Raw genomic sequence first — 15121 nt, 5'->3', positions numbered from 1 at the left:
AATATTGGATATTTAGTAAACGTGGAAAACAACAGTAATCAAGGAGTGAATACTTCGCAACAGCAGTATATAACCATTCCTGCTAACTCCTTATTCCCCCAGCAACAAAATAATGATGATGAAATAGATCTTGCTGAACTTTGGCGCGCCATATGGGCGGGAAAACTAACTATAATAGCTATTACCTTCATATTCGCCGTTGCATCTGTTATCTATGCTATAAGCCAACCAAATATATATAAAGCTTCAACTGTACTTGCACCTGCTAGCTCTGATGGCGGAGCTGGTGGCTTATCTGCCCTCGCTGGTCAATTTGGCGGCTTAGCTAGTATGGCAGGCATTAACCTTGGTGGTGGAAGTACTGATAAAACAGGTTTGGCATTAGAAGTACTGAAATCACGTGCTTTTCTTGAAAAATTTATTAATAAGCATAAATTGCTTTTGCCACTAATGGCTGTTGAAAGCTGGGATATTCATAACGATAAGCTCATTTTCGATAAAGACATTTACAATGAGCAAACCCATGAATGGGTTCGCGATGTTACCTTTCCTAAAACACCTAAGCCTTCTGCATGGGAAACCTTTGAAGCCTTAAAAGAAATACTTTCTGTTGCCACAGATAAAGAATCAGGAATGATTAGTTTATCAATTGAATATTACTCACCTGAACTAGCAAAACAATGGTTAATACTATTAGTTAAAGATTTAAATAAAGAAATGCGCGAAAAAGATAAAAAAGAAGCTCAAGAGAGTATTAACTTTTTAACAAATAAGTTGGAACAAACTCAATTAGCAGATATGCAAACTGTATTTTATCAACTTATAGAAGAACAAACTAAAACCATGATGCTAACAGAAGTATCAGAAGAGTACGTTCTTAAAACAATTGATCCTGCTAATGCCCCTGATGAAGAAGCAAAACCTAAACGTGGTTTAATTTGCGTTCTTGGTACTATGCTAGGTGGAATATTAGCTGTGTTGATTGTTCTAATTCGATATTTTACAAACTCATCAAGGTCTACTAAACCTAATGAAAGCATTCAAACTGAAACTCCTAGAATATAGGTAAACAGGACTTTTATATGGATATTGTAATACCAGTATTTACCTCCTTTATATTTGCCTATGTTGCGATTAAGTTTTTTAAGCCTATTGCTATAGAAGTGGGTTTAGTCGATAAGCCAAATGAAAGAAAGCACCACGCAGGACATATACCATTAATTGGTGGCATATCTATTTTTGTAGCTGTTTTGATGGCAAGTTTAATTTGGCTACCAAACACACTAGAGCTGAGAATGTACCTTATAGCCTCAGCTATGATGGTGTTTATTGGTGCGCTTGATGATAAATACGACCTGCGTGTACGAGTGCGCATTGTTGGGCAAATAATTATTGCAAGCTTAATGATATACGGCGTTGGTGGTTACATATCTAATTTAGGTGATTTATTTGGTACGGGAGACGTATCATTAGGTCCGCTAGGCATTTTGTTTACTTATATTGCAATCATTGTAGTCATTAATGCTTATAACATGGTTGATGGCATCGACGGTTTAGTTGGCAGCTTGAGCCTAAATACTTTTGTATCAATTGCAGTGTTATTTATGCTTAGTGGTAACACGTCATATTTAAGCTATCCATTAATTATTGCAACGGCAACACTCCCTTACTTATTTTTTAATCTTAATGTTTTTAAGAAAAGCACAAAAAAGATATTTATGGGTGATGCAGGTAGTATGTTTATCGGTTTGAGTGTTATGTGGTTACTATCTATGGGTACACAAGGTGAAAATGCCTCTTTTAGACCTGTGACAGCCCTTTGGATTTGTGCTGTGCCATTAATGGATATGTTAGCGATTGTTTACCGCAGGGTAAAAAAAGGAAAGTCGCCTTTCAAACCTGACAGAGATCATTTACACCATATTTTACAACGAGCCGGTTTTAATTCTAGGCAAACCTTGCTCATCATAACAATATTTTCAATATTAATGTCTTTAATCGGCATTTTAGGAGAGCATTTTGTTGTAGCTGAAAGTACTGAGTTATTTTTGTTTGTATTAATTTTTATAATATACAACAAATATGTAAGGCACTTTAGTTGGAAGTACAACAGCTTGTAACTTTCTTTTATTCTTGTAAAAATCTATTTTGAAGTTGAATATGAAAAAAAAAATATTAACAGTTTTCGGTACACGGCCTGAAGCAATTAAAATGGCCCCATTAGTCCACTCTCTTGCTGCCGATGAACGCTTTGAAGCAAAAGTTTGTGTTACAGCACAACATCGAGAAATGCTTGACCAAGTGTTAGAGTTATTTGAAATAACGCCTGATTTTGACCTTGACCTTATGAAAGAAGGCCAAACCCTGAATGAAGTAACTGCGCGTATTCTTATCACTCTAAAGCCTATTCTTCAAGAGTTTAAACCTGATGTTGTATTAGTGCATGGTGATACAGCAACCACTTTTGCCGCTAGTTTAGCAGCATACTACGAGCAAGTTGCAGTAGGGCATATTGAAGCAGGCTTACGGACTGGGAATATTTATTCACCTTGGCCTGAAGAAGGAAATCGTAAATTAACAGGGGCATTAACTAAATACCATTTCGCCCCTACTGAGAACTCAAAAGAAAACTTGCTTTTAGAGAACTATCCATCAGAAAACATACATGTAACAGGTAACACTGTAATTGATGCTTTATTGATGGTTAATAATAAAATAGAAAACGATGCCAATTTAAATAAAACTTTAGCTAAAAATTTTCCAATGCTTGATGAAAGCAAAAAGCTAATATTAGTGACTGGTCATCGAAGAGAAAGTTTTGGTGGCGGATTTGAAAGGATTTGTGAAGCTTTAGCTATTACAGCTAAACGTTACCCAGATGCTCAAATATTATATCCAATGCATTTAAATCCCAATGTACGAGAGCCTGTAAACCGTATATTGAAAAATATTCGGAATATTTATCTTATAGAGCCACAACAATATTTACCATTTATATATTTAATGAGTAGATCATACATCATTTTAACTGATTCAGGTGGTATTCAAGAAGAAGCGCCTAGTTTGGGTAAGCCGGTCTTAGTCATGCGTGATACAACTGAACGCCCAGAAGCTATTGAAGCTGGTACAGTAAAATTGGTAGGAACAAATGTCGATGTTATGACACAGGCCATTAACGAATTAATGGATGATGAAAATGCATACCAAGCGATGAGCTTTTCCCATAATCCATATGGCGATGGTAAAGCATGTAATAAAATTTTAGATGTTCTTTCAAATTAAAAGAATTAAAAAAATAGTATCATCGCCCGTTCCAAGTAGCTTGTCGAAGGGGCGAAGTGTTAGATTTAAGTAGTGTTTTTATATAACAACAAAGATAGTAAATAATAGAGAATAAAATGTCATTTGAAACAATATCAGTAATCGGTTTAGGTTATATAGGTTTGCCTACAGCAGCTATGTTTGCAGCATATGGAAAAAATGTTATCGGAGTGGATGTAAATCAACATGCGGTTGATACTATTAATCGCGGCGAAATACATATTGTAGAGCCCGAACTTGATGCTATAGTTCATAAAGCTGTTACTGATGGCAAGCTTAAAGCTGTGTTAGTTCCAGAATCCGCAGACGCTTTTTTAATCGCAGTGCCCACTCCTTTCTTGCAAATCGAAAATGATGGTGACATCCCTCAACCCGATTTAAAATATATTCAAGCTGCAGCAAAAGCGATTGCTCCAGTATTAAAAAAAGATGACTTAGTTATTCTGGAATCTACATCTCCTGTTGGTGCAACTGAGCAAATGGCTAATTGGTTAGCGGAATATAGAAGCGATTTAACCTTTCCTAAAACTCATGGTGATGCATCTGATGTTCGAATTGCACACTGTCCTGAACGTGTTTTACCTGGTCATGTTGTGCGAGAATTAGTTGAAAATGATCGAGTAATAGGAGGCATGACAGCTAAATGTTCAGAGTTAGCAGTGGAACTTTATAAGACTTTTGTGAAAGGTGAATGTGTTATAACTAATGCACGTACTGCAGAAATGGCAAAACTTACCGAAAATAGTTGTAGGGATGTTCAAATTGCATTTGCAAATGAACTTTCTATTATTTGTGATGAATTAGATATTAATGTATGGGAACTAATATCATTAGCAAATCGCCACCCTCGTATTAATATTTTGCAACCTGGACCAGGTGTAGGTGGGCATTGCATAGCAGTAGACCCTTGGTTTATTGTTTCTAAAACACCGGAACAAGCACAAATTATTCATGTAGCACGAAAAGTCAACGACGCTAAGCCTAAATGGGTCATTAATAAAGTTAAAGTTGCTATTGCGGAGTTTTTACAAGAGAACCCTACAAAAACGGTAAAAGATATTACGATAGCCTGCTTCGGACTTGCTTTTAAACCTGACATTGATGATTTGCGTGAAAGTCCAGCATTAAATATTACTAAGGAAGTTGCTAAACTGCATAGTGGTAATGTAATCGCAGTAGAGCCCAATATAGCTAAATTGCCCAATTCATTATCTTCAGTTACTGAACTAAAAGATTTTCAGCATGCTATTAGAGAAGCTGATATAGCTGTAATCTTAGTTGACCATAAAGAATTTAAAGATATAAAATTTGTATCAAGTACCAAAGTAATTGATACAAAAGGTATTGTATAAAATCTAATGGCAACGAAGTTTAATGCGAGAAGATTAATATATGTGGTTAGGCGATTAAAAGAATCGCCTATTCAATTTTTAATACGTAAAATTTGGATACTTTTTGGTAAAAAAATAGCTTTTTTACCCAAGTCACCTTTATTGTCATTATTTCAATATATTGTTACTTATAGGCTCGTAAAACACTCGAAAAAGCTCAATGATTTGGACTTAACTATTGGTGCGTTTTCAGCTGAAAGCGAACTTAAAATAGTCAACTTAAAAAATGAAGTCGAAAATGGTACCTACCAATGTTTAGGTTATGGTTCTGTTGATATTATAGGTGAAAACACATTTCATACCGATTGCATTCACGGTTACACATGGCCCAACAAGCACTTTTCTAAAATTGATTTTGTTTGTTCAGACATAAAAGCTGACGTTAAGATCCCTTGGGAAAAAAGTAGGCTGCAATGGTTACTTGTTCTAACCTCATACCATAGCTCACACGGTAGTCTTAGAGAGTATAAAACAGAAGTTTTAAAGCACATCTTTCGTTGGAAAAAACAGAATGAATTTCTAATGGGCGTGAATTGGTGTAGCTCGATGGAAGTAGCTGTTCGTGCTATTAATATTGTTTTAATTTATCGACTTTTATTGCCCCATCTAACGAATACAGAAAAAAGTAAGATATTAGAAAGTATTGCTCAGCATAAAATTTACCTCTATTTATTTCCTGAAATTAGTGACATACCAGGAAATCACTACTTAGCAACTGAAGTTGGCGCTTTTATAACTGGTACGCTGATAAATAAAAGTGAAAAACAATTAGCAAAAAGAATGTTGCATTTAAATAAAGTGTTTGCGCAGCAGTTTAATAGTGATGGTATGCATATTGAATTTGCACCTATGTACCATAGATTGTGTCTTGATTTTGTTTTAGTGTCTTACCTTTTTGCCGCAGAACAAAAGGTTCCTCTTCAGGAGCTTGAAAAAATTGAAGGTACAATTAAAAAAGCTGTGGAAGCACTGAAAGTGGTTTCTAGTGAAAATGGTAAAATTGCAATATTCGGTGACAATGATAGTGGCCAAATTTTATGGTTTGGCCAAGATGCCCGTGACGCTAGTTTGTATGTTAAAGGCAAGAATAAAGAAAAAGTACTTACCAGTTGTTGTTTGCTGAAAGAGTTTTATTTTTATTCCTTTCCCGATGCTCTAACAAACATAGAGTCTTTAATTACAATGTTAAATAAAGAGAAAACAGAACGGTATTCTGCCTACCCTTTTCATACGATTAATGCGGGTAGTTTTAAATTGATTACTCGTGTTGGTAAGTTAGGTTTGGGGGAGCGAGGTGCCCATGATCATGATGATAATTTATCTTACTGGGTATTTGATGAAGATGACGATGTTATTATAGAGCAAGGCTGTGCACCTTATACGTTATCCGTTGAAGAAAGGGAAGCTTGTATTAGCTCTAGCGCACATAATGTAATTACCCCTCGAAAAGGTGAAAGATTCAACTTGGTTGATGGTTCGATCTTCAAAACAGTGAGAGGGGCTAAAGTATCAACAATTGTGAGCCAAAGTGACAGTGCTATACATGGGCGAATGACCATAGAAAACTATAGTCATGAAAGGATTTTTTCATCCTGTGAGCAGACTTTAGTTATTAATGAGCGCGTAAAAGGTGAAAAACAACATTTAGATAGTTACATTTACATTTATTCTCGTGCCGTAAAGGTTGAACCTTGCGGAAAATTTAGCTTTACATCTTTAAAGGGCAAGGAGTATTTTCTTGATTTTGGAAGTGTCGAAGACAAAAATATTGAAATACTGGATTCATATTACTTTCCTAATTATGGTGAAACAGAGTCAATCATTGTGTTGAAGTCACTATTTAATTTCGGCACTCCCAGATTAGAATTGAAAATATCTAAAGCATAGTAATTATATGAACAGTTTTTTAAATGAGTAATTTTTTATCCAATCGATCTTGGAAGATTTTATATCTTTTAATGGTCACTTCAGCTGTTTTTGCCTCAGATTTACCAAAAGAGAATATTTTTGCGTTTGTTATCTCTATAGGTGCTTTCATCTTACTTTTTTTAAGGTGGTTATTTTTTCTAAAATTAAAAAACACTTATTCTACTATTTATTTAGTGGTTTTTTTTGCTGTTTTAGCTATATCATTGCCTGCGGCAATGATTAATAGTGTTAGCTTTAGAGATTGGTTTTTTAGAGGCGTTTTTCCTTTTATCTTTCTTTTAGTGTTTCTATTTTTACCAATTAAGACAAGAGCGGATGCTGAGTATTTAGTTAAGGTATTGCTTTTCATATGCTTTATATGGACGTTAAAAATACTTTTTGCACTGTTTTTTGTGTCCGATAATATTTTTGTCCGTTGGACTGAGATATCCAGAGATTTGTTATTCCCCTACAACCTTGTAGGTATAGGGCTCTTATTATTTTCGAGTTGGGGGTTAAAGCCTGTATATAGAATTATAATACTTGTCCTGATGTTAGGTATGACAGTAGGTGGAGGATATAGGATGCAATTTATTTTATTGCTATGTCTTATGTCATATTTTATCTATTTAAAGGTTCTGCAAAGAAAGTTCATTCTTCCAGTCCTCATTGTGTTTGCCTTAGCTTCAGCTGGTTCGTATGTCCTATCAACAAAACTAGGAGATTTGATTATCGAACGAGTTACTGAATTAAAGAGCGAGGGGGACTCTAGTAGAGTGAAAGAAATAAAGTTTGCTTACAACAAATTTTTAATGAGTCCTGTTTTTGGGAACGGTTTAGCTACCCCAATTCCTTTAGAGGTTACTTTTTATGGCAGAGAAAACTATGTTAAAGGTGTAGCAAGTAATTATGATGGTAAATATACACATGTAACCTATATGCATAATATATTTATGTATCTGTTAATGTCTACTGGTCTCATTGGTTTTATTAGTTATTTAGGTTTTGTTTTTTCGCCTTTATTTAGTTGCTTGACTAATAAATGCTCTTTTTTAAATAGAAATGAAAAAAGAAGTGTAGGCTCTGCCCTTTTGCTAATAATCTTTTTTAATGCTAGTGCTGCCACATTTACACTCTTTCAATATCAAATACTGGTAGCTACTTTGGTAGCCATTTTAAGTGGAAGTTTTTTCAAAGAAAGAGTTACTAATGAATAAGTTAAATAATTTTATTGGGCAAGCGTTGTTAGCTTTTTTACCGGCTTTATTGGTTGCTGTTACTTCACATTATAACCTTTTGCTAAGCGGACAGTTTTCTTTTTCTTTTGCTGTGGTCGGTGTTTGTTTTTCTATTTTTTATATGGGGCAACGCGCTTATATTGCTATTAATGGTGCTCTAGAAGGTTCACTTTATAAGGAGTTTGTGTTTCGCAATATTAATTTGTTTCTTGCTTGTTTAGTTTCAACCATCTTGTGTTTGATATTAGATGTAACGTTATGGTTAGCTTTTTGCGCAATGGCTATCAAGCTGTCAGAATCACCTATTGAACTGCACAACGGTATAGCTATAAAATATGAAGGTAGTAAAAAAGCTGCTCAAAAATTGTGCGTAGCATCAGTTGTGCGAGCTATTTTTATTGTTGTGCCATTCTTACTAATCCCACCAAGTAACGAAGACGTTATCAAAATATATACATGTTACTATTTGTTGCTGAGTGCTTTTGTATATTGGTTATACAAACATAAAGTGAGTCGTTTAAACAATTCAGCCATGAAAGTAAGGGTTAACTACTTTAAAAATTTAGGAAGGTTGAAAGTTTTTGCCCTTGCAACTATTGCGTGTAGTTTACTTTCGGCTTTACCTCGTTTAGTTACTTCACCTAGTGGTAATGAAAATAGTATTATTCTTATTGCGTTGTCTGTTTCCCCTGCGCTTGCTGTCATATTTCAAGCAATATGGTTAGCAAATATTAATAAATTAAATCATAAAAGCTTTAAGTCTTTAGTGTTTTTTTATCTCGAAATATTAGCTATTTTCGTTGTTATAATAATCAGTTTGCCTATTTGGTCGCTATTAATACCAATTGTTTATGGTGTATCAACATCGTCTGAAGTTGAAATATTTGCAGACGTTGTTGTTGCTATGTGTTTGTTTTTTTCCGCGATGACGTTAATGAACTGTTTTAAATTTTACACTCCTAAGTTGGAAATGGTCGCTTATATAGGTTCATCATTAGTGCTGTTGTTATCATCATTTTCTAATGTTGAACTTCTGACTAGCCTCTATTACTCAGCTTTTATTATGTTTATTTTCTCACTTATACCACCTTTAATTCATTTAAAAAATAGAGTTTAATTAATGAAAAAGTTTATTTGTTTAAGAACGTCATCGAGACCAATTCCTAGAGTTATTAGAATGATGACTGTAGCAAAAGATATCGGTTTAAATGCTATCTTTATCGGTGCTAATAGAGAAAGTGACTTACCCTCGAAAGATTCGTGGGATGGTATGGAGGTTAATCGTGTAGGGCAGTTTTATCCGATGTTAAATGGCTCTGCTTTTTTTACTTATTTAAGAGGTGTTTTCTCGTATAACGTAAATTCTTATAAGTTCTTAAAAAAGGAACGACCTGAATTAATTCATGTATCTGATGTTGAATCATTCCCTGCCGCGTTTGTTTATAAACTCTTCAACAGAACTGCATTGCTCTATAATATTCATGATAATCTAGCGCAACGTTATGCGCTTCCAAGAGCAATAAATGGCGCTTTAAATATTCTTGAAGGACTTATTGTTAAGTATGCAGATGCAACCTTAGTGCCTGAAGTTTTTAGGGCTACCTCATTACCAAAGTTTTGCCAAAAAAAGATTAGCGTAATTAGAAATACACCAATTGATCCAGGTAAGGAACCTCCTCGTGAAAAAGATGACACTATTAGAATAGTGTTTGCTGGTTGGTTAGATTCTGGCCGAGGGATAGATACGTTGTTAGAACTTGCGAATTTGATGCCTAACGTTCAGTTATTAATTGCTGGCGAAGGCGATGATGAGATAGTAAAAAAAGTATCTTCTGTTCCTAATTGTAAGTATTTTGGTTTTTTAGATCATGAAAAAGTTTTGGAATTAACTAAAAGTGCTGATTATGTTTTTGCTCATTATAGCCCTCATCGCATAATAAACAGATATGCCGCCCCAAATAAACTCGCAGAATCGTTAGCTGTTGGTCGCCCAGTGATCATCAATAAAGAGGCTTTGGTAAGTCGTTTAGTTGTTGAAAGTAATTGCGGCATAGTAACAAAATATGGCGATGCTGAAAGTATAAAACAAGAAATTTTAGCTTTAGAAGATAATGAGTTCGATTGTATGTGCGAAAGGGCAAGAAATTTATTTGAAAAGGAATATAGCTGGGAAAAAGTTAAGCTAGCGTCCCAACAGGTTTTATTAAAATTGTTAGAGAGAAAATAATAAATGGATTACACAAAAGAACCGATAGGTTTCAAATTAAAGAAGGTTTTTCGATATGTACGAATGTACGGTCCTTCTAGAACGGTTATTAAAGTTAAGTCACAGCTACATATGAAAAATACTGAAGTATTTGATGATGAACGTTGGATTAACCCTAAGGGTAAACAGCACGGCGATGTTGCTATTGTTGGTTGTGGTAATTTTTCTTTTTCAACAATTGCTTATTATGTAACGAAGAAAACGGCTGGAAAAATTAAATACGCATTAGACGTTGATAAGTCTAAGTCATTGTCTTTAGCTAAAACTTATAATGCTTACTGCGCCACTAATGATTACCAAGATATCTTAAATGATAGTGACGTTAAAATAGTGTACATTGCTTCAAATCATGCAAGCCATGCAGAATATGCAATTGAAGCAATAAAACACGGTAAGTCGGTTCATATTGAAAAGCCTCATGTTGTTCGTGAAGAACAAATGGAAAGGTTAGAGCAGGCTATGCTTGAGAACCCCACAGCGAAGGTGTTTTTAGGTTTTAATAGACCACAAAGTAAATTGTTTAAAATTTTGAGTCATGAAATGAGTCAACAAAGTGGTAACTCAATGCTTAACTGGTTTGTCTCAGGGCATGAAATTGAAGATGGTCACTGGTACTTTTCAGAAGAAGAAGGTGGGCGTATTTTAGGCAATTTGTGCCATTGGTCCGATTTGTGTATTCATTTGGTTGGTAAAGATAATGTCTTTCCATGTACAATTAACCCTGCCAATTGTCAAAATGAAAAGTCTAATTTTTCATTAACGATAAATTTTAATGATGGGTCTCAAGCGGCGATTACGTTTTCAGCCAAGGGCCATACATTTGAAGGCGTTCGAGAGTATTTAAATGTACATAAAGGTGATTTATTAGCATCTTTACAAGACTTCCATTCTTTAACTACTGATGTGGTTGAAAAGAAAAATAGCTATAAACTTCTATTTAGAGACCATGGCCATCAAGAGAATATAGTGTCTTCTTATATCAACACTATAGATGCAAAGCAAACTGGTGAAGACCTTAGTTATATTAAAGGTAGTGCTTTACTCGTATTAAAAATTAAAGAAGCAGTTGATACTGGTAAAGTCATTAATTGCACATTGAACAGTGAGAATCCATAGTGAAACAAATATTTCAAAACTTAAAAGATGGGCAAATTTTACTTGAAGAGCTTCCATCGCCAAAACCAGTTAGTGGTCAAGTTATTATTGGAACAAGAAAAACTCTTGTTTCAGTGGGCACTGAACGAATGCTTGTTGATTTTGGTAAAGCTGGTTGGATTGAAAAAGCTCGATCACAACCAGATAAAGTTAAAATGGTTCTGGATAAAGTTAAAACTGATGGCTTGGCTCCTACTATTGAGGCTGTAAAGTCTAAATTAGATCAGCCGATGCCATTGGGTTACTGCAATGTAGGAACTGTTTTAGATTCTGGAGGTACCACTTTCGAAGTTGGACAAAGGGTTGTTTCTAATGGTAATCATGCTGAAATGGTAAGGGTACCTAAAAATTTAATTGCTAAAATACCAGATGATGTTGATGATGAGTCTGCTTCTTACACCGTTTTAGGGGCAATTGCCCTGCAGGGTATTCGCCTTATTAAACCAACACTAGGTGAAGTAGTTGTTGTTACAGGTTTAGGACTAATTGGCTTACTTGCAGTTCAAATGCTTAAAGCTAATGGTTGTAGAGTAATTGGGGTTGACTTCGATTCATCTAAATGTGAACTTGCTAAAAGTTTTGGTGCTGAGGTTGTTGATTTATCAAAAGGGGAAGACGTTCTTCAAGTTGCTAATAAATTTACACGTGGTAACGGGGTAGATGCTGTACTTATAACAGCTAGCTCAAAAAGTAATGATATTATGCACCAAGCTGCAACCATGTGCCGAAAAAGAGGCCGCATAATATTAGTTGGTGTTGTAGGCTTAGAGCTTAGTCGCGCTGACTTTTACGAAAAGGAATTAACTTTTCAAGTTTCATGTTCATATGGCCCAGGCCGCTATGATGAAGAGTATGAACAAAAAGGAAAAGACTACCCTTTTGCTTTTGTACGATGGACTGAGCAGAGAAATTTTGAAGCCGTATTAGATTTAATGAGTTCAGGCATGCTTGATGTCAAGCCTCTAGTTAGCCATCGCTTCGAACTTGAAAAAGCGGAAGATGCTTATAAAAAGCTAGATGATAAAAGCTCATTAGGGATTATTTTATCTTATAAAAACAAAACAGTTGATGATCTAACTACTAGAACAGTTGCACTGTGTGATTTACCTAATAATCATGTTCCTTCTAAAGGAAATTTTGCTTTTATTGGTGCAGGTAATTATGCGTCTAGGGTATTGATCCCTCAGTTTAAAAAAGCTGATGCAAATTTAGTTTCACTTATTGCTAGTGGTGGGGCTAGTGCTGTTCAACATGGTAAGAAAAATGGTTTTCTAGAGGCATCAACGTCGATAGATTCTGCTTTTACTGAAAAAGTTGATTCTGTTGTTATTGCGACCCAGCATAACCTGCACGCTGAACAAACGATTCAAGCTATTAATGCAGGGAAAAATGTTTTTGTTGAAAAGCCTTTGGCATTAACTCACGTTGAGTTAGACGCTATTGAATCAGCATATAATGACAAACATGGCGCTTGCCGTGTAATGGTTGGTTATAATCGCCGCTTTGCCCCTCATGTTATTAAAATGAAATCTTTACTTGCTAATGTAGCTGAACCTAAATCGTTTATTATGACCATGAATGCTGGCGCTATTCCTGCTGATCATTGGACCCAGGATCCTCAAGTTGGTGGCGGACGTATTATTGGTGAGGCATGCCATTATATTGATTTAATGCGTTTCTTAGCAGGCAGTGAAATAACAGGGTTTACCGCTACATCAATGGGCAAAGCTGATGGTGTAGAAGTAACTGAAGATAAAGCGTCAATTACATTAACCTTTAAAGATGGTTCGTTCGGTACTATTCATTACTTAGCCAATGGCGGTAAAGCGTTTGCTAAAGAACGAATTGAAGTATTTGCAAATGATGGCGTGCTTCAATTAGATAACTTTAGAAAGTTAACTGGGTATGACTGGAAAGGCTTTAATAAAGATAAATTAATGTCTCAGGATAAAGGGCAAGCCAATTGTACAAAAGCTTTTGTTGACTCAATTAAGCAAGGTGAGCCTTCACCGATTCCTTTTGAAGAAGTCATGGAAGTAGCTCGCTTGTCTGTTGATATTGCTCAATCATTAAGGCAATAACTCTAGGTTTTTTCTGATAAGGGCTTTGGCTGAATTTTATAAAATTTCAGCTAGGGCCCTTTCTTATTGGTTAACACACTGAATTAACAATGAAGTTTAAAATAATGTCAAAATTTTTTCTTTATTTTCACACGTTAAAATACCTTAAATTTACTCAAATATTTCATCGAGTATTAAAAAAAATCCGCCACCCTAAAGCACGGACTATTCAGGGGAATGTCGCGAATGTTACTGGCAACTGGATCCATCAAGAGCTATATCCTAGGAAATTTATTAGTGAGTCTGATGTTAACTTTTTAAATCATAAAGGGAGTGTTAAGTGTAAAGAAGATTGGAACGATATTAACCAAGAAAAGCTTTGGTTATATAATTTACATTATTTTGATGATTTAAATTCTGAACGCTCTGAAGCACAGCAAAAACTTCAGCTTAGCTGGATTAAACGTTGGATTATTGAAAATCCCGCTAGTGATGGAGGGAATGGCTGGGAAGCTTATACATTATCACTACGTATAGTTAACTGGATTAAGGCTTTTCTTTCGGGTGTAGAATACGATAAAGAAATGCAGAATAGTTTGGTACAGCAAGCAGATTTCTTAACTCAAGACTTAGAAAAGCACTTACTAGGCAATCATTATTTTGTTAATTTAAAGGCTTTAATTTTTGCTGGGTGTTTTTTTCAAGGGAAAGCCTCTGATCGCTTTTTGGCAATAGGGCTAAAAGACTTTGAAGTACAGCTAAAAGAACAGGTGTTAAATGATGGCGGTAGCTTTGAATTAACCCCAATGTATCATGCTATTATGCTGACAGATTTATTAGATCTTGCTAATTTATTCAAAGCCTTCCCTGGTAATATACCAAATAAAACCGTTGAGTTAGTAAATAAAACCATTATCAAGATGTTTGGTTGGTTAGAGGTGATGAGTCATGGTGATGACAAGGTCAGTTTTTTTAACGACTCCGCTTTTGGTATAGCACCAGACAATAGAGTTTTACGAACCTACGCTCAAAAGCTAGGTTTTTCACTTAATAGCTTAGAACATTTTGAAGACCGTTTAACTGTATATAATTTACAAAACTCTGGCTATGTCTCAGTAAAAAGTGCTGATATAAGTTTAATTGCGGATCTTGCGAACGTAGGACCAAGTTACATACCCGGTCATGCACATGCCGATTCTTTATCTTTTGAGCTGTCATTAGGTGACCTGAGGTTTTTTGTAAATTCAGGAACGTCAGAATATGGTATGAAAGCGGAGCGTTTAAGACAGCGAGGAACAGCAGCGCATAATAGTGTGGTGATAAATGATATTAATTCTTCTGAGGTTTGGAGTGGCTTTCGAGTTGCAAGGCGTGCAGAAATAGGTAATCGACAAGTTGGTAATGTTTCTTCAAATCAAACGGTTGAATTTTCAGCAGCTCATAATGGCTATAAAAAGCAAGGGATCAATTGTATTCACCACCGTGCTTGGCATGTTTCTCTTGATGAATTATCTATTGACGATGTGCTTCAAGGTGAGTATGAAAATGCAGTAGCTTATTTTCATTTACATCCAAATGTAAATATTAAAAATGCAAGCAATACACAAGTAGTATTGCTTGTTGATGGTTATGAATTGCATCTTGAAGTTCTGGGCGGTGAATTGGCTGTTGAAAAATCAACATGGCATCCAGAATTTGGTGTTGTGATCCCATCAGAGAAATTAAAGGTTCAGTTTTTATCATCTCAAGTTTGTTATAAAATAAGTTGGAATAAAATTTAAT

11 protein-coding genes are annotated in these 15121 nt (G+C 35.1%); all 11 read left to right on the top strand.

Going from position 1 to position 15121, the window contains the following annotated elements:
• Nucleotides 1-21: 21 nt before the first annotated feature.
• Nucleotides 22-1065, top strand: coding sequence for a Wzz/FepE/Etk N-terminal domain-containing protein (locus ACRRSQ_RS09820; protein ID WP_440875558.1), 1044 nt, complete (start codon nt 22-24; stop codon nt 1063-1065).
• A 17-nt stretch (nt 1066-1082) separates the two neighbouring features.
• The gene (gene wecA / locus ACRRSQ_RS09815) at nt 1083-2120 is read left to right on the top strand and encodes a UDP-N-acetylglucosamine--undecaprenyl-phosphate N-acetylglucosaminephosphotransferase (RefSeq protein ID WP_440875557.1); all 1038 of its coding nucleotides are present in this window, start codon (nt 1083-1085) and stop codon (nt 2118-2120) included.
• A 40-nt stretch (nt 2121-2160) separates the two neighbouring features.
• A complete protein-coding gene (gene wecB / locus ACRRSQ_RS09810; protein ID WP_440875556.1) occupies nt 2161-3282 on the top strand; it encodes a non-hydrolyzing UDP-N-acetylglucosamine 2-epimerase in 1122 nt (373 codons plus the stop codon).
• A 116-nt stretch (nt 3283-3398) separates the two neighbouring features.
• Nucleotides 3399-4673 carry a UDP-N-acetyl-D-mannosamine dehydrogenase gene (gene wecC / locus ACRRSQ_RS09805; protein ID WP_440875555.1) on the top strand — a complete coding sequence of 425 codons (1275 nt, stop codon included), beginning with the start codon at nt 3399-3401 and terminating at the stop codon, nt 4671-4673.
• Between the two features lie 6 nt (nt 4674-4679).
• Nucleotides 4680-6599, top strand: a complete 1920-nt coding sequence (locus ACRRSQ_RS09800) for a heparinase II/III domain-containing protein (RefSeq protein WP_440875554.1) — start codon at nt 4680-4682, stop codon at nt 6597-6599.
• Between the two features lie 23 nt (nt 6600-6622).
• Nucleotides 6623-7837, top strand: a complete 1215-nt coding sequence (locus tag ACRRSQ_RS09795) for an O-antigen ligase family protein (protein ID WP_440875553.1) — start codon at nt 6623-6625, stop codon at nt 7835-7837.
• Nucleotides 7830-8975 carry a hypothetical protein gene (locus ACRRSQ_RS09790; RefSeq protein ID WP_440875552.1) on the top strand — a complete coding sequence of 382 codons (1146 nt, stop codon included), beginning with the start codon at nt 7830-7832 and terminating at the stop codon, nt 8973-8975. The genes ACRRSQ_RS09795 and ACRRSQ_RS09790 overlap by 8 nt, the downstream gene beginning before the upstream one ends.
• Nucleotides 8976-9035: 60 nt before the next feature.
• Nucleotides 9036-10085 (top strand): glycosyltransferase, encoded by a 1050-nt coding sequence (locus ACRRSQ_RS09785; protein WP_440875551.1) that lies wholly within the window; start codon nt 9036-9038, stop codon nt 10083-10085.
• A gap of 3 nt (nt 10086-10088) precedes the next feature.
• On the top strand, nt 10089-11240 hold the full coding sequence (locus ACRRSQ_RS09780) for a Gfo/Idh/MocA family protein (protein WP_440875550.1): 1152 nt from the start codon (nt 10089-10091) through the stop codon (nt 11238-11240).
• Nucleotides 11240-13360, top strand: coding sequence for a bi-domain-containing oxidoreductase (locus ACRRSQ_RS09775; RefSeq protein WP_440875549.1), 2121 nt, complete (start codon nt 11240-11242; stop codon nt 13358-13360). The genes ACRRSQ_RS09780 and ACRRSQ_RS09775 overlap by 1 nt, the downstream gene beginning before the upstream one ends.
• Nucleotides 13361-13449: 89 nt before the next feature.
• On the top strand, nt 13450-15120 hold the full coding sequence (locus ACRRSQ_RS09770) for a heparinase II/III family protein (RefSeq protein WP_440875548.1): 1671 nt from the start codon (nt 13450-13452) through the stop codon (nt 15118-15120).
• Nucleotide 15121 lies beyond the last annotated feature (1 nt).

Source organism: Thalassotalea sp. PLHSN55 (genome assembly GCF_052030545.1).
Taxonomy (GTDB): domain Bacteria; phylum Pseudomonadota; class Gammaproteobacteria; order Enterobacterales; family Alteromonadaceae; genus CANMXU01.
This window is presented reverse-complemented; position numbering and strand designations above follow the sequence as displayed.